We start from the raw sequence: 21,348 nt of genomic DNA, 5'->3' as shown, positions 1-21,348 counted from the left end.
CCGCAGGAGCCGCTAAGCCGGCCTCAAACGACATGGTAAACGAAACGGAAACCTTCGGGATCGACCCTGCCGCCGGCCATCCGGAGCGCGTGCTGGCGCTTGGATATGCGGCTCCGGCCGTGCGGCACGGGATTGCATCACTGTTTGCGCTGGATGCGACACTGGCGAAGCTGGCGATGGGCACGCGCGATCCGATGGTGGCTCAGCTGAGACTGACCTGGTGGCACGAGGCATTGGCGGCGCTGCCAAGTGGGGATCCGCCGGCGCAACCGATCTTGCGGGCGATGGCCGCGGCGGGTGCTGATGGCGCCGCGCTGGCGCAGATGGAGATCGGCTGGGAACGGTTGCTCGCGGCGCCCGACGATGCGGCGCTGAGCGCCTTTGGCGAGGAGCGCGGCATTCTGTTCTGCGAGGCAGCGCGGCTTGCCGGCGCACCAGACGACGCCACAACCGCGGGACGAGGCTGGGCGCTTGCCGATCTGGCGCGCCTCACGGTTGATCCTGCGCTTTCTTCGCGCGCGGCGTCGCTGGCATTGCCGCTGCTGGCGCAAGCGTCGGCGCAGCGGTGGAGCCGCGCGGGGCGGTTCCTGGGCGCGTTGGTCCATGTCGCGCGAGCGGATCTGGCTGAAGAACAGGCCGTGGGTGCGCCGGCTAGGGTGCTGCGCCTCGCCTGGCACCGGCTGAGCGGCCGCTAGGCTTGCCGACCGCGACAGGTCCGCTAGCATAGCGGCGGGGGAGACAGGGGCATGTGGCGATATCTGGCCGGCGGATTGGCGGCGCTGTTGATGGTGGCGGCGGGATGGTCGATCTACTCGGGGCGGGCGCGGACCGATCCGATGCTACCGCCGCCGCCGCCACCCTCCGCCATGAGCTCGGTTCAGGAACCTGGAGCGGTCGAGGCTCCAGTTCCGGAAGCGAGTGAGCGGACGCGCGAGGAGAAGCGCTTCGATCGCTATGACAAGGATCGCGACAGCCGCATCACCCGCGAGGAATATCTCGCGTCTCGCCGCAAGGCCTTTGCCAAGCTCGACGCCGATGGAGACGGGCGGCTGAGCTTTGAGGAATGGGCGGCCAAGACGACCGCCAAGTTCACAACGGCGGATCGTGACAAGTCGGGCATGATGGACCGCGCCGAGTTTGCCACCACCGCGGTGAAGCGCAAGGCCAAGGCGAAGCCGAAGTGCGTGTGCCCGGCCGGCGGTGCGGCAGAGGAGGAGTGAGCCACTTCGGCTCTGCGCTGACGAAGGCAGAACTCCCGCCGACGCGAGGGCGATCCGCCTAGGCGGCGCTCAGCCAGTCGGCCAGCGCAATGCGGGCACGATCGGTGTACATCTTCTTGCGATCCGCCTTCTTGGTGCGGCCTTCGATCGGCGGGAAGAGGCCGAAATTGACGTTCATCGGCTGATAGGTTTCGGCCACCGCCGCACCGGTGATGTGGTTCAAGAGCGCGCCAAGCGCCGTTTCGACCGGGGGCGGCGGCATCGTGCGGCCGCCAAGTTCGGCCGCGGCGAAGCGGCCGGCCAACAGGCCGATCGCGGCGCTTTCGACATAACCTTCGCAGCCCGTGATCTGCCCGGCAAAGCGGACATTCGGGCGCGATTTCAGCCGCAGTTCGGGATCAAGCAGCTCGGGCGAGCGCAGGAACGTGTTGCGGTGGAGGCCGCCGAGCCGCGCGAATTCCGCTTTCTCGAGCCCAGGGATGGTGCGGAACAGGCGCACCTGCTCTGCATGCTTCAGCTTCGTTTGGAAGCCGACGATGTTCCACAAGGTGCCGGCGGCATTGTCCTGCCGCAGCTGCACGCACGCATAAGGCCAGCGGCCGTTGGGGTGCTCAGGGGATTCGGTTCCGGGCTGGTCGAGGCCGACGCCCTTCATCGGGCCGAAGCGCAACGTCTCGCGCCCGCGCTTCGCCATCGCCTCGATCGGCATGCAGCCTTCGAAATAAGGCACGTTTTCCCATTCGCGCGGCACGCTTTTCTCACCGGCGAGCAGGCCTTCGACGAAGGTGTCGTATTGCTCGCGCGTGAGCGGGCAATTGATGTAATCGGTGCCGTCGCCCTTGTTCCAGCGCGACTGGAACCAGGCCTTGTCCATATCGATCGTGTCGCGGTGCACGATCGGGGCGATGGCGTCGAAAAAGGCGAGCGCGTCCTTTCCCGTTTCGCCGGCAATCGCCTCCGACAGTCCCGGCGCGGTCAGCGGACCGGTGGCAATGATCGCGGGCGCCTCTGGCAGCGTGTCGATCCGCTCGCGCATGATGGTGACATTGGGGTGGGCGGCGAGCGCGGCGGTGACCCCCGCGGAGAAACCATCGCGATCGACCGCCAGCGCGGAGCCGGCCGGCACTTTGTGCACGTCGCCCTCGCGCAGGATCAGCGAGCCGAGCGCACGCATTTCCTGATGGATCAGACCAACAGCGTTGCTCTCGGCATCGTCCGAGCGGAAGCTGTTCGAGCAGACGAGCTCGGCAAGATGATCGGTGTGGTGCGCAGGAGTGTTGTCTCCGCTGCCGCGCATTTCGGACAGCCGGACCTTGAAGCCCGCCTCCGCGAGCTGCCACGCGGCTTCGCTTCCGGCGAGGCCGCCGCCAATGACGTGAATGTCGTGGGTCATGGTGCGGCGTTTAGGCGGGTTGTGGCACGAAGGAAACGGCTGGCTGCCACCGTTGCGACGGCGCTGGTGAGAAACAGCCGCCGCGCTGCGGCTCCGAGGTCAGGTACGATCTAAGTCGTATGGCTAACGTGGGCTTGTGCTGGAACTCAAGCGATCGCCGGCAGCTGACCGATGGCGGGGCGTGCGTACCAGTAACCCTGGTGATACCGCACGCCGAGGTCGCGCAGCGTGCTTGCTTCCGCAGCCGTTTCGATTCCCTCCGCGATCACCAGCGTGTTGAGTTCGGCGCACATGCTGACGATCGATCGCACGATCGCGCGTCGCCGAGCGTCGGTGTCGATGTCGCGGATCAGGCCCATGTCCAGCTTAAGTTCGTCGGGTGCAAATCGGGCAAACATGTCGAGGCCCGAGTGACCAGCCCCGAAATCATCGATCGCAACGGAAAAGCCGATTTTCTTGTATGTATCGATGATGGAGGAAACATGCTCGGGAGAGCCCATTTCCTCATTCTCGGTGAATTCAAAGATCAACCGATCGATGGGCAGCCCTACCGCATTGGCGGTGCGCATCGTCAGCTGGATGCACGCCAACGGCGAATAGACCGCGTTCGGAAGAAAGTTGATGGAAAGGCGCGCATCGTCATTCATCAGCCCGGCGGCGAGTGCGCTCTCGATCGCCATCACGCGGCACGCCTGATCGAATGAGTAGCGGTTCTCGGCGGTGACGCGGGACAGCACGCTTGCCGCGCCGCTGCCATCGACGCCCCGGACCAACGCCTCATAGGCGAACGGCTTGCGAGTCTCGACGTCCACGATCGGCTGGAACGCCATCGTAAACGGCACTTCGAAATCGATACCGTCGCGGCAACCCGAGCAGATTTTGCGCATCTCCATGATGCGCTTATACTCCTCAAGTATTAAAGTCTCGTCACTTCAGGGATTTATCCAAATCAGTTTCGTTTCCGCGCCGCGCGCTGACCCTGGACAAGCAATCTTCCTCTCTGGCTCACCCCGCCGCCTTCGCCAGCCCCTTGGACAATTGCAGCGCGCCGTGGAGGCGGGCCGCCGGGTCTGACCAGTTGCGGGTGAGCGCCAGCTTCGAATCCGGGCGCAGCTTTGCAATGCCGCCAAGCTTGTCGACATAAGCGAGAAGGGCGGGGACGTTGGGCGGCGTATCGTCGTGGAAGCTGACGAGCGCGCCCTTGGGGCCGACGTCCATCTTCGCGACGCAGGCCTTCTTGGCGTTCAGCTTGATCTCGATCACCTTGACGAGATTGTCGGTCGCCTCCGGCAGCGGGCCGAAGCGGTCGATCATCTCGGCGGCGAAGGCGTCCAGATCGGGCTTCGTGTCGAGATCGTTGAGACGGCGGTACAGGCCCATGCGCAGATCGAGATCGGGCACGTAATCCTCCGGGATGAGGATGGGCGCATCGACGGTGATCTGCGGCGAGAAGTCGCGCGGGCGGCTGGCGAGGCCGCCGGCGCGCGCGTCCATGATCGCCTCCTCCAGCATCGACTGATAGAGTTCGTAGCCGACTTCCTTGATGTGGCCGGACTGTTCGTCGCCCAGCAGGTTGCCGGCGCCGCGGATGTCGAGATCGTGGCTGGCGAGCTGGAAGCCGGCGCCGAGGCTGTCGAGATCGGAGAGGACCTTCAGGCGCTTTTCCGCCGCATCCGTCATCTGCCGTTCGGGGGGCGTGACCATATAGGCGTAGGCGCGCGTCTTCGACCGGCCGACGCGGCCGCGCAGCTGGTATAGCTGCGCCAGGCCGAAGCGATCGGCGCGGTTGACGATCAGCGTGTTGGCGGACGGGATGTCGATGCCGCTTTCGATGATCGAGGTGGAGATGAGCACCTCGAACTTCTTTTCGACAAAGGCGGACATGCGCTCCTCCACCTCGGTCGGCGCCATCTGGCCGTGCGCGATAACGTAGCGGACCTCGGGCACTTCCTTGCGCAGGAACTCCTCGATGTCGGGGAGGTCCGCGATGCGCGGGGTGACTAGGAAGCTCTGACCGCCGCGATAATGTTCGCGCAGCAGCGCCTCCCGCAGGACGACAGGATCCCACGGCATGACATAGGTGCGCACCGCGAGGCGATCGACCGGCGGCGTTTGAATGACGGAGAGTTCGCGCAGGCCGCTCATCGCCATCTGCAGCGTGCGCGGGATGGGCGTGGCGGTCAGGGTGAGGATGTGGACGTCGGCGCGAAGCGTCTTCAGCCGCTCCTTGTGAGTAACGCCGAAGCGCTGTTCCTCATCAACGATGACGAGGCCAAGTCGTTTGAAATCGACGTTCTTAGCGAGAAGCGCGTGAGTGCCGATGACGACGTCGACCGTACCATCGGCCAGCCCCTCCTTGACGCGCTTCGTCTCCGCCGCGGTGACAAGGCGCGAGAGGCGACCGATGCGGATCGGGAAGCCTTCGAAGCGCGTCATGAAGTTCTGGTAATGTTGACGCGCGAGGAGCGTCGTCGGGCAGACGACCGCGACCTGCATGCCGGCCATCGCCGCGACGAAGGCGGCGCGCAGGGCAACCTCCGTCTTGCCGAAGCCGACGTCGCCGACGATGAGCCGGTCCATCGGCTTGCCGGCGGAGAGATCGGCCAGCGTTTCCTCGATCGCGCGGTCCTGATCGTCGGTTTCCTGATAGGGGAAGCGATCGACGAAGCTGGGATAGCCGCTGGCGTCGGGCGCCGCGATCTCGCCCTGGCGCAGCGCGCGCAAGGCCGCGGTGGCGATGAGATCACCCGCGATTTCGCGGATGCGCTCCTTCATCTTCGACTTGCGGCGCTGCCATGCCTCGCCGCCGAGCCGGTCCAGCGTCGCACCTTCCTCGCCGGCGCCGTAGCGCGAGAGGACCTCGAGGTTCTCGACCGGCACGTAAAGCTTGTCGCCGCCGGCATATTCGAGCTGCACGCAATCGTGCGGCGCCTTGGCGACCGGGACTTGCGTCAGGCCGACATAGCGGCCGATGCCGTGATCGGTGTGGACGACGAGATCGCCGGGCGACAGCGTGGCGAGCTCGGCCAGGAAGGCGTCGGCGGACTTGCGGCGCTTGGCGCGGCGGATCAGCCGGTCGCCCAGCATGTCCTGTTCGGTGAGGACGGCGACGTTGGGGGCGGTGAAGCCGTGATCGAGCGGCAGGACGATCAGCGCGACCTGCGTTTCGCCGACGCCCTGCGCCTCCTGCCACGTCTCGACCGGCCTGGCGCCGGTGAGGCCGTGATCCTTGAGGAGATTGCCGAGACGATCGCGCGCGCCGGCGGAATAGCTGGCGAGGACGGGGATGCGCCCGTCCTTGCGCAGCTTCTGGAGGTGATCGACCACGGCTTCGTAGACGTTGGTGCTGGCGGCGCGCTCGGGCGCGAAATCGCGGGGGCCGTCGACTGCGAAGTCGACCACGGTGGCGGATTCGGGTTCGTGGAACGGGGTGGTGACGTGCGCGGTCGCGGTGGCGAGCGCGGTCTCCCATTCCTTGGGCGGCATGTAGAGCGTCTTGGCTGGAAGCGCGCGGTAGCTGCCGGGCTGGGCGGCCTCGGCGCGCTTGCGGTTCTCGTAATAGTCGGCGACCGCCTCGAACCGCGCCTCTCCCGCGGCCTTCACGCCCCCGTCGCGGACGACCAGCGCGTCCTCGCCGAGATGGTCGAAGAGGGTCTCGAGCCGCTCCTCGAACAAGGGCAGCCAATGCTCCATGCCGGCGAGGCGGCGGCCCTCGCTGACGGCCTGGTAGAGCGGATCGCCGGTCGCGGTCGCGCCAAAGGTTTCGCGATAGCGGCTGCGGAAGCGCTTGATGCTCTCCTCGTCCAGCAGCGCCTCGGAAGCGGGGAGGAGGGTGAAGCCCGGGATCTTGCCGGTGGTGCGCTGGTCGGCGGGATCGAAGGTGCGCACGCTCTCGATCTCGTCGCCGAAGAAATCGAGCCGCAGCGCCTGCGTCTCGCCCGAGGGGAAGAGATCGACGAGGCCGCCGCGCACGGCATATTCGCCCGCGTCGTGCACCGTATCGGTGCGGACGTAGCCGTTGGCGGAGAGCAGCGCCGCTAGCTTGTCGCGGGCGATCCGCTCACCCGGCTTCAGGTTCGCGACGAGCTGGCGGATGCGGAACGGGGTGAGCGTGCGCTGCGTGGCGGCGTTGACGGTGGTGAGGACGAGCTGCGGCGCCTTGGGCGTCGCCGGCAGCTTGTGCAGCGCACCGATCCGCTCCGCCATGACGCGCAAGGAGGGCGAGGCGCGATCATAGGGAAGACAATCCCAGGCCGGATATTCGACGATCTCGATCTCCGGCGCGAAAAAGCGCGCGGTGCCGGCGATCGCCCGCATGGCCGCCTCGTCCGGCGCGATGAACACCGCGCGCGTTTTCGCCGCGCGGGCCAGATCGGCGAGCAGGCTCGGCAGGAAACCGGTCGGCACGCCCGAGAGGGTGAGCGGCGTCGCGGCGGAGAGAATCGTCTTCAGATCGGGCAAATGCGGGTCCGTTCGTATCGGCGGCGGCAGGTAGGGGCGGGTCAGGCGCCGGGCTGGCTGCCGGGCGTGGCGAGCGCGAAATCGACGCGGCGCATCGTCTGCATCATCTCGCCTTCCCATTCGGGCGGGCAGGGGATGGAGCCGATCGCCCAGCCCATGATGTCCACGTCCTGCTCCTCCAGCAGGCGTTCGAACCATTGCAGCTGCTCCTCGGACCAGCTGGCGTGATGCGCATCGAAGAAGCCGCCGATCATGAAATCGGCCTCGCGCGTGCCCCGGTGCCAGGCGCGGAAGCGGGTGCGACGCAAACGAGTTTCTTGATCCATCAGGGCTCCAACGACACTTGGCCGGCCGTGGTTTCGCACGGTCGGCTAACGATAATTCACCCGCTCGCCTGACAGGATCGATGCGAACGGCTAGGCGTGGCGCAAGAGATAGTCATGCGACCCGATATCCTCAATCCACTGTTCGCCGAAGTCACCGCGCTGAAGGGCGTCGGGGCAGGGCTGGCCAAGCCGCTCGACCGGCTGGGGCTGGCGCGGGTGGTGGACGTGCTGTTCCATTTGCCGAGCGGCTGGATCGACCGCTTGCCGCGCGACGAGCTGATGGCGCAGGACGCCGGGCGCACGATCGCGATCACGCTGACGGTGCGCGACATCCGAATCTCGTCTTCCCCCCGCGGGCCGACGCGCGTGCAGGCGGCGGACGGCTACGGCAATATCGTCAGCCTTGTCTATTTCGGGCGATCGAGCGGGATGGTGCGCAAGCTCTTCACCGTGGGTGAGCCGGTGCGCGTGTCGGGCAAGCTGGAGACCTACGGCCAGGAACTGCAGATCATCCACCCGGAGATCGTGGACCGCGACGACAGCTTCCGCGAGCGCGAGGCGATCTATCCCTTGTCCGAAGGGATCACGTCGCGGCGCGTCGGCGGGCTGGTCGAGCAGGCGATCGCGCGGGCGCCGGAGCTTGGCGAATGGATCGAGCCCGGGCTGCTGGCGCAGCGTGACTGGCCGGGGTGGAAGGAGGCACTGGCGCGCGTCCATGCCGATCCGGCCGATGCGGTGGCGCGGGCGCGGATCGCCTATGACGAGATCTTCGCCAACCAGCTGGCGCTGTCCCTGGTGCGGCAGGATACGCGCCGCCGCCGCGGTCGCGCGCTGAGGGGCGATGGACGGCTGCGCGACATGCTTCGGCTGCCCTATGCGTTGACCGGCGCGCAGGCGCGGACGGCGCGCGAGATCGAGGGCGATCTGGCGCAGGACGCCCCGATGCTTCGGTTGCTGCAGGGGGATGTGGGATCGGGCAAGACGCTGGTCGCGGCGTTGGCGCTGCTGATCGCGGTGGAGGCGGGCGCGCAGGGCGCACTGCTGGCGCCGACCGAGATATTGGCGCGCCAGCATTATGACACGCTGCGCGAGACGCTGTCCGGCCTTCCGGTGAACATCGCGGTGCTGACCGGGCGCGACAAGGGCCGGGCGCGCGAGGGCGTGCTGATGGGGCTGGCGGATGGATCGATCCACATATTGATCGGCACGCACGCGATCTTTCAGGATGCGGTGAATTACCGAGATCTGGGCCTTGTCGTGGTGGACGAGCAGCATCGTTTCGGCGTCGCCGAGCGGCTGGCGCTGTCCGCGAAGGGCAAGACAACGCCGCACCTCCTTGCGATGACCGCGACGCCGATCCCGCGCACGCTGGTCCTCGCGCAGCATGGCGAGATGGATCAGAGCCGGCTGGACGAGATGCCGCCGGGGCGCGAGCCGGTGGAGACGCGGGTCATCAGCGAGGAGCGGCTGGACGAGGTGGTCAATGCGCTCGGCCGGCACCTGGCCGAGGGCAAGCAGGCCTATTGGGTCTGCCCGCTGGTGGAGGAGAGCGAGAAGAGCGATCTTGCCGCGGCCGAGGCGCGCGCGGCGGCGCTGGCAGGCCGCTTCGGGGATCGCGTCGGGCTGGTGCATGGCAAGATGCGGCCGGCGGAGAAGGACGCGGTGATGGCGCGCTTCGCGGGCGGCGAGCTTGGCGTACTGGTGGCGACGACCGTGATCGAAGTGGGCGTGAACGTGCCCAACGCGACGCTGATCGTGATCGAACATGCCGATCGCTTCGGACTGGCGCAGCTCCACCAGCTGCGCGGGCGCGTGGGTCGCGGCGGCGGGCAATCGCGCTGTTTGCTGATGCGAGGCGCGGCACTAAGTGAGACATCGCGCGCACGGCTGGCGCTGATGCGCGAGACGAACGACGGCTTCATGATCGCGGAGGAGGATCTGCGGCTGCGCGGCGGCGGCGAATTGCTCGGCACGCGGCAATCGGGTGAGGCGGCGTTCCGGCTGGCGACACCGGAGCTGCTCAACGAGCTGCTGCCGATCGCTTACGATGATGCGCGGCTGCTGATCGATCGCGACGGCGGGCTCTCGGGCGCGCGCGGGCAGGCGGCGCGGGTGGCGCTGTATCTGTTCGAGCGCGACTCGGGCGTGGCGCTGCTGCGATCGGGCTGATACCGCCCGTCGCCATGCCAGTGCTGCTGCCGTTCCTGTTCGCCGCCGCTGCCGGCCTGTGCGTCGCGGTGCAATCCCCGAGCAACGCGATGCTGGCGCGCTCGACCGGATCGGTGTGGTTCGCCTCGTTGGTCTCCTTCACCGGCGGGTTGACCATGCTGGTCGCAATCTGGGCGCTGTTCGATCGCACCCCGCTGGCCGCCGTGAGGCAGGCGCCGCCCTGGGCCTGGGTCGGCGGGCTGTATGGCGTCGTGTTCGTGGCGGCGGTGGCCTATGCGACGCCGCGGCTGGGGCTGGCGGTGACGCTGACCGTCACGCTGGCGGCGCAGCTGACGATGGCGGTGGCGCTGGACCATTTCGGTCTGCTGGGCCTGAGGCAAGAGCCGGTGACGGGGACAAGGCTCGCGGGCTTGGCACTTGTGGTGGCCGGAGTGTTCCTGGTGCGCCGGTGAAAGCGCGCCGTAGCACGTAGCGACAGTGCGTGTTAAAAAGCGTGATGTTCTCTCGACTTATGCCGATTGCGGCGATCATGCTTTGCGGCTGCTCCGCCGCTGAGAACGGGGGCAGTCCGGCTGCTGCGAAGCGGGCCGCCGGCCTCGACCCGAAGGCGGCCGAGCGCGCTTATGCGAATTGTCACGGCGCTTCGGAACTGGCCGGGGCGATCGATGTGTCCTGGTCGACCCAGGTCAGTCGTCTGTCCGAGCATCGCGCCTTTCGCGAGAGTATGAAGGTACCGCTGCCTGAGGGAAACAGCCGAATCCTGTTCTGGTCGTCGGGCGCGCACCACACCATGGTCTCGTCCAGCGTCGTTGCCGTGCGTGACGCGTCGGGGAAGTGGCACACCAGCGGCATCGGCGAGACAACGTCCATGCTGGCGGGCGTCGAGCCCAATCGTATGACGCTGGAGCGCGACCTTTCGCCGGACGAGGGCCGCGTCCTTGATCAGCTTCTGGGCGATCCCTGCCTCTATGCCTCCCCGACGTTTCAACGTAATCCCAACATCGTAGCGGGCGGGGCCGAGCAGACGATGGAAATCGAGACGCCTAAGCAGCGGTGGATCAGCAGTTGGTTCGGCCGTTTGACGCCACAGCAGGCAGGGGTGATCAACCAGATCACCCGATAGGCTCCGTCGACACACGAGGCGCCGCGCAACATCGGCTTTCCCGCACCAAACCGGCGACCGCCTGATCGCGGCCGAGGGCGGACCTTACCCCGCGACCAGCAGCCCGTGGTGCTTCTTGCCGGCCGACACGCGAACCGGCTCCGCACCGACGACCACCATAGCCGCTTCGTCCGACACCTTTTCACCAGCGACGCGGGCGCCGCCCTGCTTGATCAGACGGCGGGCCTCGCCCTTGGAGGCGCAGAAGCCGAGGCCGACGAGGACATCGACCAGCGCCACCTCGCCGCTGGCGGCAAAGGTGGGGAGCGCGTCGCCGCTGGCGCCTTCTTCGAACGTCTTGCGAGCAGTTTCGGCGGCTTGTTCCGCTGCCTCGCGGCCGCGGCACATGGCGGTGGCTTCGTTGGCGAGGATCTTCTTCGCCTCGTTGATCTCGGCGCCTTCGAGCTTTTCGAGCCGGGCGATCTCGTCCTCCGGCAGATCGGTGAACAGGCGCAGGAAACGGCCGACGTCGCGGTCATCGGTGTTGCGCCAGAACTGCCAGTAATCGAAGTGCGGCAGTTGATCCTCGTGCAGCCAGACGGCGCCAGAGACGGTCTTGCCCATCTTCTGCCCGTCAGCCGTGGTGAGGAGCGGGGTGGTCACGCCGAACACCTCGGTGCCGTCCATGCGCCGCGCCAGCTCGATGCCGTTGACGATGTTGCCCCATTGATCGCTGCCGCCCATCTGCAGCCGCACGCCATGGCGCAGCGACAGCTCGCGAAAATCATAGGCCTGCAGGATCATGTAGTTGAATTCGAGGAAGCTGAGCGACTGCTCGCGCTCGAGGCGCAGCTTCACCGAGTCGAACGACAGCATCCGGTTGACCGAGAAATGCTGGCCGACCTCGCGCAGGAAGGGGATGTATTCGAGCTTGTCGAGCCAATCGGCATTGTCGACCATCACCGCGTCGGTCGGACCGTCACCAAACGTGAGGAACCGTTCGAAGATGCGGCGGATCGAAGCGACGTTGGCGCCGATGCGGTCCTCCGTCAGCAGCTGACGCGACTCTTCCTTGAACGACGGATCGCCGATCTTGCCGGTGCCGCCACCCATCAGGACGATCGGCTTGTGCCCGGTCTGCTGGAGGCGGCGCAGGAGCATGATCTGGACGAGGCTGCCGACGTGCAGCGACGGTGCTGTGGGATCAAAGCCGATATAGCCCGGCACCACTCCTTCCGCGGCGAGCGCATCGAGCGCGGCCGCGTCGGTCATCTGGTGGATGTAGCCGCGGCTCGAAAGAACGCGGAGCAGATCGGACTGATGGTCGGTCATGATGGAGCCGCACATGCCTGTGTGCGTCGCGGCTCGCAAGCAGGAGGCGCGTGTCTGCCCAGCCTTCTCGTCGTCCTTGGCCTGCACCCGTCACCCCGCTGTCTCACGTGGCGTATAAGCAGGGCGCAAGATCTAGCGCCGCATCGCCGCTATCGCTTGGGCAGTTGCGCCGTTGGATCCACGGGGGCGCGACCCTTGCGCAACTCGAAGTGCAACTCGGGCCGGTCAGCAAAGCCGGTATCGCCGGATAGGGCGATCGTCTGGCCCTTCTTCACGGCTTGGCCGCGCTGAACGAGCAGCTTCGAGGCGTGGCCGTAGACGCTCGTCCAGTTCTCGCCGTGGCGCACAATGACGAGGCCGCCAAGCGCGGCGATGCCGTCGCCGACATAGGCGACCGTGCCGTCAGCCGCGGCCTTTACCGGGGTTTCCACCGGCACCGCGATCTTGATGCCGTTGTTGCGTTCGCCGCTGGCGCCCGCGCCGAAGCGGCTAACAATGCGTCCGTCTACCGGCCACAGGAATAGGCCTGGGCTAGAGGTCGGCGCGGCAAGGGCGGCCGTGGCGGGCAACACGCGCCGCGGTGTCGCGGCCGGCTTTGCGGGCGCTTGATTCTCCGCGATCGCCGGCTCACCACCGGTAATGATGTCGTCGATGTCCAGGCGAAAGGCCGCGGCGCGCTCGGCGGCGCTGCGCGGGCGGGCGTCACCGGGGATCAGGATGCGCTGGCCGGTCCGCAGGATATAGGGTTCGCTAAGGTCGTTGGCAGAAACGATGCTCGACCATTCAACGCCATAAGCACGCGCGATGGCGATGCCCGTCTGTCCCGAGCGGACCAGATGGTATTGGCCGCCGGGAATCCGCAGCCGTTGCCCCGCATAGATCACAAATGGGGCTGAAAGGCCGTTGGCGCGCGCGATCACTTCGGATCCCGCCCCGATGCGCTCCGCAATGGCACGCAGCGAATCGCCGGAGCGCACAACATAGCTTTGCTCCGCGACCTGCCGCGCGTCCGCAGCAACGCCGCGCGACTCCCACGCGGGGCGCGGCGCTGGCAGCTGCTCCACGTCGTCCGCTGCCCGCTGATCAGGGCGGGGCGGCGCGCGTACGTCCGTTCGATCAGGGCGAGGCTGGGGCGGCCCCGCCGGTCGGTCGATCGAAGGAATGCATCCCGCCAGCGCGATCGCGAGCGGTAGCGCAAGCGGGATCCTGTTCGTCATGGTCGGCGCCGTAACCCTTGGATCACCGCGGCTCCAGCCTGTTCAGCCCGCCCAGATAGGGTTGCAGCACCGCGGGTACCGCAACCGAGCCGTCGGCCTGCTGGTAATTCTCCAGGATGGCAACGATCGTCCGGCCGATCACCAGGCCCGAGCCGTTGAGCGTATGGACGAAGCGCGTGGCCTTTTCGCCTTCAGGGCGGAAGCGCGCGTTCATGCGCCGGGCTTGGAAATCGGTGCAGGTCGAGCAGGAGGAGACTTCGCGATAGCGATCCTGCCCGGGCAGCCACACTTCGATGTCGTAAGTGCGGGCAGCGGAAAAGCCCATATCGCCCGTGCACAGCTTCATGCGGCGGAACGGCAGCTCCAGGCGGGACAGCACGTCCTCGGCCGCGGCGGTCATCCGCTCATGCTCGGCCTCCGACTGATCGGGCTCGACGATCGAGACCATCTCGGCCTTGTCGAACTGATGCTGACGGATGAAGCCGCGCGTGTCACGGCCGGCCGAGCCCGCCTCGGAGCGGAAGCAGGGGGTGAGGGCGGTGAAGCGCAGCGGCAGATCGGTGGCGGCGAGGATCTTCTCGCGCACGATGTTGGTGAGGCTGACCTCGCTGGTCGGGATCAGCCAGCGGCCGTCGGTGGTGCGGAACAGATCCTCGGCGAATTTCGGCAACTGACCGGTGCCGAACATCGCCTCGTCGCGCACGAGGAGCGGGGGGATCACTTCCTCATAGCCATAGTCGCGCGTCAGCACGTCTAGCCCGAACTGGCCGAGCGCGCGGGCGAGCCTCGCGACATGGCCGCGCACCAGCGTGAAGCGTGCGCCGGAAAGCATCGCGCCGGTTTCGAAATCGAGGCCGAGTGCGGGGCCGATCGCGTCATGCTCGCTGATCGCAAAGTCGAACGCGGGCCGCTGGCCGCGCTCGTGGATCAGCTGATTGTCGTTCTCGTCCGCCCCATCAGGCACGTCGGCCAGCGGCAGGTTGGGGAGGCCGGCGAGCAGGCTGTCGAGTTCGCCGCCGAGCCGGGCTTCCTCTGCCTCCAGCTCGGGCAGCCGCTGCTTCAGCGTGGCGACTTCCGCCATCAGCGCGGCGGCGGTTTCCTCGTCCTTCTTCGCCTTGGCCGCACCGATTGCCTTTGATGCTTCATTGCGGCGCGCCTGGCCGACCTGAAGCTCCGTCACCACCTCGCGGCGGCGACGATCAAGATCGAGGATGGTGGCAGCGTCCGCCGGCTTGCCACGGCGCGCCATAGCGGCGTCGAAGGCGGCGGGTTCGTCACGGATCAGGCGAATGTCGAGCATGGCGCGGGGCTATGCCGGGGGTCGCTTGGGGAGGCAACCCGTCCGGGCGGCTACGCGTTCTTTCGCGTGATACGCTCAAACACAGGAGATGCCCCCCATGCAAGTGCCGCACAATTCCGTCGTTCTGGTCGCGGATGGCCGCAAGCTGCTGTTCCTGCGCAATGAAGGCGACGACGTGCACCCGAACCTGACGGTGGAGCATGCCGAGGAGCGGCCGAATCCGGCTGACATCGAACAAAAGACCGACAAGGCGGGACGCGCATCGTCGACCCAGTCCGGCCCGGGTGCGCCATCGATCGCACGTAACGGCTCTAATCATGCGCAGGGCGGTGGCGCACAATTCGCGCCGAACCGCGGCACCATGGGCGAGACTGATTATCACCAGATGGAGGAAGACCGCTTCGCCGCCGATGCCGCGGAGCTGCTGAAGAAGCGGGCGTTCGCCAACGAATACGACAAGCTGATCGTGATTGCGCCGCCCAAGACTCTGGGCGAGTTGCGCAAACATTATCACAAGGAAGTGACCGACCGTCTTGCCGGCGAGCTTTCAAAGGATCTGACCGGTCATCCGATCCCGGATATCGAGCAGGCGCTCCTTAACGCCTGATCACGCGTGGCCGCGCACCGATCGTGGTGCGCGGCACGATCACCTTTGCCGGTCAGGCCTTCGCGGATGCCTTTCGGGCGAAGCGGAAGCGAGCAGCCAAACCAGCCGCCGCTGCGCCAAACAGGATCATCATAGGCGGCGCGGGCACCGGTGACGGGTTGCCGCTGCTATTGCCGCCATTGGAGGACCAGCCGCCATTGGATGACCAATGCCCGCCATTCGAGCTCCAGCCCTTGGACGACGAACCATAGGACGAGCTGGACGTGGATGACGATGTCGAGGTGGACGAAGACGTCGACGACGATGTCGAGGATCCACCGGTTGAGGTAGAGGTCGAAGACCCGCCGGTCGAAGTCGAGACTCCGCCCGTAGACGTCGACGTCGATGATCCACCAGTCGACGTGGAGACCCCACCCGTGGAGGTGGAAGACCCGCCAGTCGACGTCGAAGATCCACCCGTGGACGTGGAGCCGCCGCTCGAGCTCGAGGTCGACGAGATCACGAGCCCGCTCGATCCGCCGACGCCGCCCGATCCGCCGAAGAAGCCACCAGCGAAGAACCCGCCGCCGCCGACGCCACCGCCCCAGCCGCCACCCACGATGGGTGCCACGTCTCCGCCGCCACTGGCGAACGCGGGCGCTTGGGGGAGCGGCACGGGGATGGGGGCGGCCTGCGCCGCTACCGTCACCACCGTCGGCGCGCAGGCCGCCGGCGTGGCTGCAACAACACGGCGCACCGGCGTCCGGCGGGCGGGTGTGCGCTTCACGATGCGCTGCTTCGGCGCGACCTTTGCCACCTTTGTAAAGGAACTACGCGGCTGCTGCGTCTGCGCGACATGTACCGCGCCGCCGCCGATCACGGCACCGCCAACGGTGCACGCGCAGAGTTTCGCCAAAGCCATCCGCACCGACATGATGTCACTCTCTCATTCTTGAGCCGCACCTTGTGCCGCCCTGTGTATTCTTCAGCGTTTGCTTGCCACCACCGTGCAGAACAAACACTTAAACTCAACTCCAATGACCATCGGCAGGGACGTTTTTCGGCGCCTTTTGGCGCCGCGCCCACCTTTTCTACCTTAACGTGCCATGCCGGGACATCTTGAAACGGCGCTTATGTTCACGGTCGTGCAATGAAGCAATGATTACCTAGCGCGCCACGTCCGCGAATGCTTGTGAGTTTCCGGGTCGGCGTTTATAGGCGCGCCACGGGATCCGGGGGTGCACATGCCACCCCTGACGCGGGCGGGGAGACGGGTTGATGGCGACGGCTTACAATCGCGTGGATCAGGCAACACCAGAAGATCTGGGGGCGGCCAATGATGACGGTTATCGTCCGCATCCGGACGAGCCCTTCATGAACCCCCGGCAGAAGGAATATTTCCGCGCCAAGCTCTTGGCCTGGAAAGATGCCATTCTTCGGGAGTCGCTTGGCACATTGTCGCAATTGCAGATCGATTCGCTGCGCGAGTCCGATCTCAATGATCGGGCTTCCAGCGAGACCGACTGGTCGATCGAGCTGCGCACGCGCGATCGTCAGCGCAAGCTCATCGGGAAGATCGAAGCGGCGTTGCGCCGCATCGACGAAGGCGAATACGGTTATTGTGAAGTGACCGGCGAGCCGATCAGCCTGGGGCGGCTTGAGGCACGACCGATTGCGACCATGACCGTGGAGGCGCAGGAGCGCCACGAGCGAAACGAGAAGATTTCGCGCGAAGACTGATCCGGCACGAACGAGCCGCCGCGCTTGTTCGTGATTCGGCAAGAATTGAGACGTATTTTGACGAGCATGGATCCGGCCGCCGACAGCGCTCTCTCGAACACCGCCGGTGCGGGCGCTGACGGCCGAGGCCGCGATAGCCTCTCGCTTTCGGCCCGCCTGAAGGTCGCCGGCTCCGAGGTGGAAGCAACAGTGCGCGTTCGCAATTTGTCGAGCGGCGGGCTGATGGCGGAATTACCGGAGCCGGTGACGCCTGATTCGGTGGTTCAGATCGAGTTGGGTGGTCTGGGGTGGATATCGGGCCGGGTCGCCTGGCAGGTCGAAGGGCGCGCCGGGATCGCCTTTGACAAGCCCATTGATCCACAGCTGGCGCGCAAACCCGTACCGCTGGGCAACGCGGACTAGGCAAGCCGGCGCGCCGCGCCGCATCTCGGATAGAGTCGCCACAACGAACCGGATGTTAGCGCATCGTGCGGGCTGGACGGGCAGGGCCAGTTTGTGCCAATGCGCGCTTCCCATCACGCGGGTGTGGCGGAATTGGTAGACGCAGCGGACTCAAAATCCGCCTCTGGCAACAGATTGTCGGTTCGAGTCCGACCACCCGTACCAAAGCTTGGGCTCGACGCCCTGGTGCTGATGGGGCATCGATCCCGCCATGTCAGCAATTGCCCTGCTTCGCGCGAGGACCGCAGCTTCTCACGAAGCGGTGGATTCGGTTTTCGGCATCAACGATCTCGCCGATCCGGTTTCCTACCGCCGCTTTCTGGAAGCACATGCGCGCGCGCTCCCCGAGGCGGAATCGCGGGCGGCGGCGATCTGGCCGGCGCTGCGCCGCCGTGCCCCGCTGCTGGAGGCCGACCTTCGGGCATTAGGCGTCGCGGCAACCTTGCCAATAAGCACCGACAGTAATCCGGCCCCGGAACATTGGGGCGCGCTCTATGTGGTCGAAGGATCGCGCTTGGGCGGTGGCCTTCTGGCGAAGCGTGTCGGGCCTGGGTTGCCGGCGGCCTATCTGTCGGCTGTGCACCAACCCGGTGAGTGGCGCGCGATCCGCCAAGCCATCGATGCTGCCGCGGTGGATCGCGACGAGGATTGGCTGAGCCAGATGGTTGCCGGGGCGCGGGCAACGTTCGACCTCTATGAGGCTGCCAGCGCGCCCGAGCCCATCCGCCAAGCGAGTTAGAGCGCCCGGCGCCCCGGGACACCAACCCGTATAGCAGCAGCGGTCAGCGCGGCTTGTCCTCGATCGGCGCCGTCAGGATCGCGCGAAGACCAGGACTGTTGTCCGCATGATCAAGCGTCCCACCGAGCCGCGCCATGACCGCCTGCATCATGCGACTGCCAAAGCCGCGACGCTCGCCCGTGATGCCTGTGCCCTGGTCGGCCACGATCAAGCGGAACCGATTCCGATGTTGCTCAAGGGCAATGTCGATCGGCCCGGAGGCGCCACCATAGGCATATTTGGTGGCATTGATGACGAGTTCGGACGCGATCAGGCCGATGCTGATCGCCCGGTCGGTCGGGATGAGCATGGGCGTGAGATCAACCGTCATCTGAGATGACCACTCATTGCCAAGCGAGCCCTTCAGGTCGCCGATCAACTCGTCGAGATACCGCGCCAGGTCTATCGTCTCGATCTGGTCGTCGCGGTAAAGGCGGCGATGCACAAGCGCCACGGACGACAGCCGAGACCTGGCCTCGATCAACTGATCGTTGACGGGACCGGGCCCCGCTTCGCGTGCCTGCAGTGACAAAAAGGCGGACACCAATTGCAGGCTGTTCTGAACGCGATGATCCACTTCCTTCATCAGCACGTCCTTCTGTGCCAATGTCAGGTCCTTCTCGGCAACGGCGCGTTCCAACTCCTGGAACAGGCGCTGCCGCTCGCGCGCTTCACTCGCCGAATGCAAGGCGCGGCGCAGCCGGTGGGCCGACTCGGTCTGCTCCAAGGTCCAGCGCCGCGATCGGCACCGCACGGTTTCCCGCCAGGTTTCGAACGACGTGCGCGGCGTCAATATGGCAGCGGGATCATGCTCGACGCCCTTGTGCGGATTGCCGGCCCATTCGATTTCCTCGACCTGCTCCGCGCGAAACCACAGCAGGATCGCTTGCTCTTCGGGCACGGGCAGGGCCATGATCCCGCTGGCCTTGTCCGGAAAGCTTGATGCCGAGTGCAGGTGGCCTGCTAGGTGGTGGGTCGCGAAAGCGTCGGTTGTATTCCGCTCGGCGAGCCAATTGCCGATGCTTCTGATGTCTTCTTCGTCAGGACAGCGGCCATAACGATCAATCCCGCCGGGATGGATCACCGCCACGCCATCGCTATCCATCATGCGCTGAAGCTCATCGTGCCGGCTGGCGACCGCACGGGTCAGCGGCGGCTTGAACGCGGGGACGAGCGAATCCTCCGCAGCACGAAGCGACAGCCGCTCGCGATAGCTTTCGGCCTCCTCGCGCGCACGGATCTGCCGGGCAAGGCCGCCGGCAAGGGCCGCGGCCGCAAGGCGAACATCCAGCGGCATCGTCTTGGCCGTATGATGATGGCAAGCGATCAGCCCCCAGAGCATGCCGTCCTTGACGATCGAGATCGAACCGGACGCACCGACACCCATATTCCGCAGATATTGAATGTGGATCGGCGACACGCTTCGCATCGACACGTCGCTGAGGTCGAGAGACTGGTACCCTGCGGGGCGCAGCGGCGCTGGCACGTAGCCGACGTCCGGGATAACGCGCGCGCGGTTCCGAACGTACAAGGCACGCGCCTGGCGCGGTATGTCGGCCGCCGGGAAGTGATGGTGCATGAAGCTGTCCAGCGACGGATCACGGGCTTCCGCCACGACACGCCCAGCGTCATCGTCCAGAAAGCGATAAACCATCACGCGGTCGAAGCCGGTTAGTGTGCGAAACGCCACCGCGGCGCGGGCGCAAAGCGTTTGGAGGTTCGGTGCCCGTTCGAAGCCGGCAGCGATCGCGTCCATCCAGCCGAGCATTTCTCCGGCAAGAAGCGGGTCTTCCGATGCGGGCTCAAGCTCTGCGACGACATGATCGCTCGTGCGGTGAAGCGTTACGTCAAACGTCTGGCCGTGTAATTCGAGGGGCGCTCCGCGGATCGACCCTCCAGGGCCAGCGATCGGCGAATCCAGCCGCTCAGCTATATCCTGAGAAAGCAAATCGGAGAGCGACGCGCCACGCCACTCGGGGCCGAAAGCCTCTTCCAGCGCGCCTGCGCCGGCTTCCACCCGAAGGTCGCTGTGATCTGCGACCAGCAGCAATCCATGGGGCTGGATCGCGCCCGGAACATGAATCGGTTCGCGATCGCATTCGGTCAGGTCGGGCGCGGCCCGCTCATTCAGGCCAGCCATAGACCTCCTTCAGTGCGACTGAGGGAGGGGCATGGCCCAGATGAACGTGCCGCGCAACTACTTGATGTATGGGCAGTCGTTCACTCGGCGGCTTCGGCGTAGCGGCTGATCATCGATTGCAGACGCCCTTCGATGATCTCTTCCGCCTCGGCGACGATGCGATCAACGAGTTCCTTCACGGTCGGAACGTCGTTGATCAGGCCCTGCACCATCCCGGCCGACCAGATGCCATCATCCGTGTCGCCGCGCTCCATGGCCGAACGGCCGCGGGCACCGGCAACGAGGTGCTGGACGTCTTCGAACTTGGCGTTCCCGGCGCGTTCGATCGCGACCACTTCCTGGCTGACCTTGTTCTTCATTACCCGCGCCGTGTTGTGCAGCGTGCGGAAGATGAGGTCCGTGGCGCGCTCGTCATTCTCGACCATCTGCTGCTTGAAGCTGTCCGCGATCTCGGCCTCCTGGGTGACGCAGAAGCGCGTACCCATGTTGATGCCGTCCGCGCCTAGCGCGAGGGCGGCGACGAGGCCGCGGCCATCGCCGAACCCGCCCGAGGCGAGCATCGGCACCTTGATCTTGTTCGCGGCGGCCGGGATCAGGATCAGGCCGGGGATGTCGTCCTCGCCCGGGTGACCGGCACATTCAAAGCCGTCAATGGAGATTGCGTCCGCACCCATCCGCTCGGCCGAGGCGGCGTGGCGAACGGCGGTGCACTTGTGGATCACCTTGATCCCGTGCGCCTTGAAATCGTCGATATGCTCCTGCGGCTTGTAGCCCGCGGTTTCGACCACCTTGATCCCGCCTTCGATGATCGCGCGGCGATACTCGGCATAGGGCGGGGGCGTGATGGTGGGCAGGATCGTCAGGTTCACGCCGAACGGCTTGTCGGTGAGATCCTTGGTGCGCTGGATCTCCTTCGCCAGTTCCTCCGGCGTTGGCTGGGTCAGCGCGGTGACGAAGCCGAGTGCGCCGGCGTTGGCAACAGCGGCGACGAGCTTGGCCTTGCCGACCCACTGCATGCCGCCCTGCGCAATCGGATATTCCACGCCGAACGCTTCGGTGAACCGTGTCTTGAGCATTTCCCTCTCCCCAGAGCCGCCGTTGTCGGCGGGGTAACGTAACAGATGTTATGCCGATCAATGTGGC

Annotated in this window: 19 protein-coding genes and 1 tRNA gene; 11 read left to right on the top strand and 9 right to left on the bottom strand. The window is 66.2% G+C overall.

The genetic code is table 11. The features are described 5' to 3' along the window. Window positions 1-32: 32 nt before the first annotated feature. Window positions 33-695 (top strand): squalene/phytoene synthase family protein, encoded by a 663-nt coding sequence (locus SPMU_RS06530; protein ID WP_088332924.1) that lies wholly within the window; start codon window positions 33-35, stop codon window positions 693-695. 51 nt (window positions 696-746) lie between these two features. Continuing rightward, the gene (locus SPMU_RS06525; protein WP_088332923.1) at window positions 747-1,220 is read left to right on the top strand and encodes an EF-hand domain-containing protein; all 474 of its coding nucleotides are present in this window, start codon (window positions 747-749) and stop codon (window positions 1,218-1,220) included. Window positions 1,221-1,278: 58 nt separating this feature from the next. On the opposite strand, the gene trmFO is transcribed toward SPMU_RS06525, so the two are convergent. The 4 genes from trmFO to SPMU_RS06505 all read right to left on the bottom strand — a co-directional run bounded on the left by trmFO (window position 1,279) and on the right by SPMU_RS06505 (window position 7,400). Beyond that, on the bottom strand, window positions 1,279-2,613 hold the full coding sequence (gene trmFO, locus SPMU_RS06520) for a methylenetetrahydrofolate--tRNA-(uracil(54)-C(5))-methyltransferase (FADH(2)-oxidizing) TrmFO (RefSeq protein WP_088332922.1): 1,335 nt from the start codon (window positions 2,611-2,613) through the stop codon (window positions 1,279-1,281). A 146-nt stretch (window positions 2,614-2,759) separates the two neighbouring features. Continuing rightward, window positions 2,760-3,500 (bottom strand): EAL domain-containing protein, encoded by a 741-nt coding sequence (locus SPMU_RS06515; protein ID WP_211275747.1) that lies wholly within the window; start codon window positions 3,498-3,500, stop codon window positions 2,760-2,762. A 118-nt stretch (window positions 3,501-3,618) separates the two neighbouring features. Further along, window positions 3,619-7,074, bottom strand: a complete 3,456-nt coding sequence (mfd, locus tag SPMU_RS06510; RefSeq protein ID WP_088332921.1) for a transcription-repair coupling factor — start codon at window positions 7,072-7,074, stop codon at window positions 3,619-3,621. Window positions 7,075-7,115: 41 nt separating this feature from the next. After that, window positions 7,116-7,400 carry an FAD assembly factor SdhE gene (locus tag SPMU_RS06505; protein WP_046411778.1) on the bottom strand — a complete coding sequence of 95 codons (285 nt, stop codon included), beginning with the start codon at window positions 7,398-7,400 and terminating at the stop codon, window positions 7,116-7,118. 114 nt (window positions 7,401-7,514) lie between these two features. Here SPMU_RS06505 and recG point away from each other — a divergent pair, with 114 nt between their 5' ends. Genes recG through SPMU_RS06490 form a run of 3 tightly spaced genes read left to right on the top strand, consistent with a single transcriptional unit; the run spans window position 7,515 to window position 10,692 of the window. Then, window positions 7,515-9,569 (top strand): ATP-dependent DNA helicase RecG, encoded by a 2,055-nt coding sequence (gene recG / locus SPMU_RS06500; RefSeq protein ID WP_088332920.1) that lies wholly within the window; start codon window positions 7,515-7,517, stop codon window positions 9,567-9,569. A 14-nt stretch (window positions 9,570-9,583) separates the two neighbouring features. Continuing rightward, complete coding sequence (locus SPMU_RS06495; protein ID WP_088332919.1) at window positions 9,584-10,021, top strand: DMT family transporter; 438 nt, start codon at window positions 9,584-9,586, stop codon at window positions 10,019-10,021. Between the two features lie 44 nt (window positions 10,022-10,065). Continuing rightward, window positions 10,066-10,692, top strand: coding sequence for a hypothetical protein (locus SPMU_RS06490; RefSeq protein WP_140418417.1), 627 nt, complete (start codon window positions 10,066-10,068; stop codon window positions 10,690-10,692). Between the two features lie 84 nt (window positions 10,693-10,776). Here SPMU_RS06490 and tyrS read toward each other — a convergent pair whose 3' ends face one another. The 3 genes from tyrS to serS form a co-directional block, all read right to left on the bottom strand. After that, window positions 10,777-12,003 (bottom strand): tyrosine--tRNA ligase, encoded by a 1,227-nt coding sequence (gene tyrS / locus SPMU_RS06485; RefSeq protein ID WP_088333224.1) that lies wholly within the window; start codon window positions 12,001-12,003, stop codon window positions 10,777-10,779. A 149-nt stretch (window positions 12,004-12,152) separates the two neighbouring features. Then, the gene (locus SPMU_RS06480) at window positions 12,153-13,220 is read right to left on the bottom strand and encodes a M23 family metallopeptidase (RefSeq protein ID WP_088332917.1); all 1,068 of its coding nucleotides are present in this window, start codon (window positions 13,218-13,220) and stop codon (window positions 12,153-12,155) included. A 22-nt stretch (window positions 13,221-13,242) separates the two neighbouring features. Then, window positions 13,243-14,520 carry a serine--tRNA ligase gene (gene serS, locus SPMU_RS06475; RefSeq protein ID WP_088332916.1) on the bottom strand — a complete coding sequence of 426 codons (1,278 nt, stop codon included), beginning with the start codon at window positions 14,518-14,520 and terminating at the stop codon, window positions 13,243-13,245. 97 nt (window positions 14,521-14,617) lie between these two features. Here serS and SPMU_RS06470 point away from each other — a divergent pair, with 97 nt between their 5' ends. The 6 genes from SPMU_RS06470 to SPMU_RS06445 all read left to right on the top strand — a co-directional run bounded on the left by SPMU_RS06470 (window position 14,618) and on the right by SPMU_RS06445 (window position 18,026). Then, window positions 14,618-15,127 carry a host attachment family protein gene (locus SPMU_RS06470; protein WP_088332915.1) on the top strand — a complete coding sequence of 170 codons (510 nt, stop codon included), beginning with the start codon at window positions 14,618-14,620 and terminating at the stop codon, window positions 15,125-15,127. Window positions 15,128-15,390: 263 nt separating this feature from the next. Further along, on the top strand, window positions 15,391-16,062 hold the full coding sequence (locus SPMU_RS17070) for a hypothetical protein (protein ID WP_211275718.1): 672 nt from the start codon (window positions 15,391-15,393) through the stop codon (window positions 16,060-16,062). Window positions 16,063-16,384: 322 nt separating this feature from the next. After that, window positions 16,385-16,846 carry an RNA polymerase-binding protein DksA gene (gene dksA, locus SPMU_RS06460; protein WP_088332914.1) on the top strand — a complete coding sequence of 154 codons (462 nt, stop codon included), beginning with the start codon at window positions 16,385-16,387 and terminating at the stop codon, window positions 16,844-16,846. 30 nt (window positions 16,847-16,876) lie between these two features. Then, a complete protein-coding gene (locus SPMU_RS06455) occupies window positions 16,877-17,248 on the top strand; it encodes a PilZ domain-containing protein (RefSeq protein WP_245832868.1) in 372 nt (123 codons plus the stop codon). A gap of 117 nt (window positions 17,249-17,365) precedes the next feature. Then, window positions 17,366-17,452, top strand: a tRNA-Leu gene (locus tag SPMU_RS06450). Between the two features lie 46 nt (window positions 17,453-17,498). Then, entirely contained in the window at window positions 17,499-18,026 is a 528-nt protein-coding gene (locus SPMU_RS06445; protein ID WP_088332912.1) for a biliverdin-producing heme oxygenase, read from the top strand. Window positions 18,027-18,069: 43 nt separating this feature from the next. Here SPMU_RS06445 and SPMU_RS06440 read toward each other — a convergent pair whose 3' ends face one another. Then, a complete protein-coding gene (locus SPMU_RS06440; protein WP_088332911.1) occupies window positions 18,070-20,205 on the bottom strand; it encodes a histidine kinase dimerization/phosphoacceptor domain -containing protein in 2,136 nt (711 codons plus the stop codon). A gap of 80 nt (window positions 20,206-20,285) precedes the next feature. Then, window positions 20,286-21,281: an NAD(P)H-dependent flavin oxidoreductase gene (locus SPMU_RS06435; RefSeq protein WP_088332910.1), complete on the bottom strand. Its 996-nt coding sequence runs from the start codon at window positions 21,279-21,281 to the stop codon at window positions 20,286-20,288. Window positions 21,282-21,348: the final 67 nt, after the last annotated feature.

Origin of the sequence: Sphingomonas mucosissima, assembly GCF_002197665.1 — a bacterium.
In the GTDB taxonomy this organism is placed as follows: domain Bacteria; phylum Pseudomonadota; class Alphaproteobacteria; order Sphingomonadales; family Sphingomonadaceae; genus Sphingomonas; species Sphingomonas mucosissima.
Note: the sequence above shows the minus strand (reverse complement) of the source record. Positions and strands in the feature narration are given on the sequence as shown.

Coding starts and splice junctions, on each gene's coding strand:
- recG (WP_088332920.1), top strand. CDS start 7,515: ATGCGACCCGATATCCTCAATCCACTGTTCGCCGAAGTCACCGCGCTG.
- SPMU_RS06480 (WP_088332917.1), bottom strand. CDS start 13,220: ATGACGAACAGGATCCCGCTTGCGCTACCGCTCGCGATCGCGCTGGCG.
- SPMU_RS06495 (WP_088332919.1), top strand. CDS start 9,584: ATGCCAGTGCTGCTGCCGTTCCTGTTCGCCGCCGCTGCCGGCCTGTGC.
- SPMU_RS06435 (WP_088332910.1), bottom strand. CDS start 21,281: ATGCTCAAGACACGGTTCACCGAAGCGTTCGGCGTGGAATATCCGATT.
- dksA (WP_088332914.1), top strand. CDS start 16,385: ATGGCGACGGCTTACAATCGCGTGGATCAGGCAACACCAGAAGATCTG.
- SPMU_RS06490 (WP_140418417.1), top strand. CDS start 10,066: ATGTTCTCTCGACTTATGCCGATTGCGGCGATCATGCTTTGCGGCTGC.
- SPMU_RS06445 (WP_088332912.1), top strand. CDS start 17,499: ATGTCAGCAATTGCCCTGCTTCGCGCGAGGACCGCAGCTTCTCACGAA.
- SPMU_RS06515 (WP_211275747.1), bottom strand. CDS start 3,500: ATGCGCAAAATCTGCTCGGGTTGCCGCGACGGTATCGATTTCGAAGTG.
- SPMU_RS06530 (WP_088332924.1), top strand. CDS start 33: ATGGTAAACGAAACGGAAACCTTCGGGATCGACCCTGCCGCCGGCCAT.
- tyrS (WP_088333224.1), bottom strand. CDS start 12,003: ATGACCGACCATCAGTCCGATCTGCTCCGCGTTCTTTCGAGCCGCGGC.
- SPMU_RS06470 (WP_088332915.1), top strand. CDS start 14,618: ATGCAAGTGCCGCACAATTCCGTCGTTCTGGTCGCGGATGGCCGCAAG.
- SPMU_RS06440 (WP_088332911.1), bottom strand. CDS start 20,205: ATGGCTGGCCTGAATGAGCGGGCCGCGCCCGACCTGACCGAATGCGAT.
- SPMU_RS06525 (WP_088332923.1), top strand. CDS start 747: ATGTGGCGATATCTGGCCGGCGGATTGGCGGCGCTGTTGATGGTGGCG.
- SPMU_RS06505 (WP_046411778.1), bottom strand. CDS start 7,400: ATGGATCAAGAAACTCGTTTGCGTCGCACCCGCTTCCGCGCCTGGCAC.
- serS (WP_088332916.1), bottom strand. CDS start 14,520: ATGCTCGACATTCGCCTGATCCGTGACGAACCCGCCGCCTTCGACGCC.
- trmFO (WP_088332922.1), bottom strand. CDS start 2,613: ATGACCCACGACATTCACGTCATTGGCGGCGGCCTCGCCGGAAGCGAA.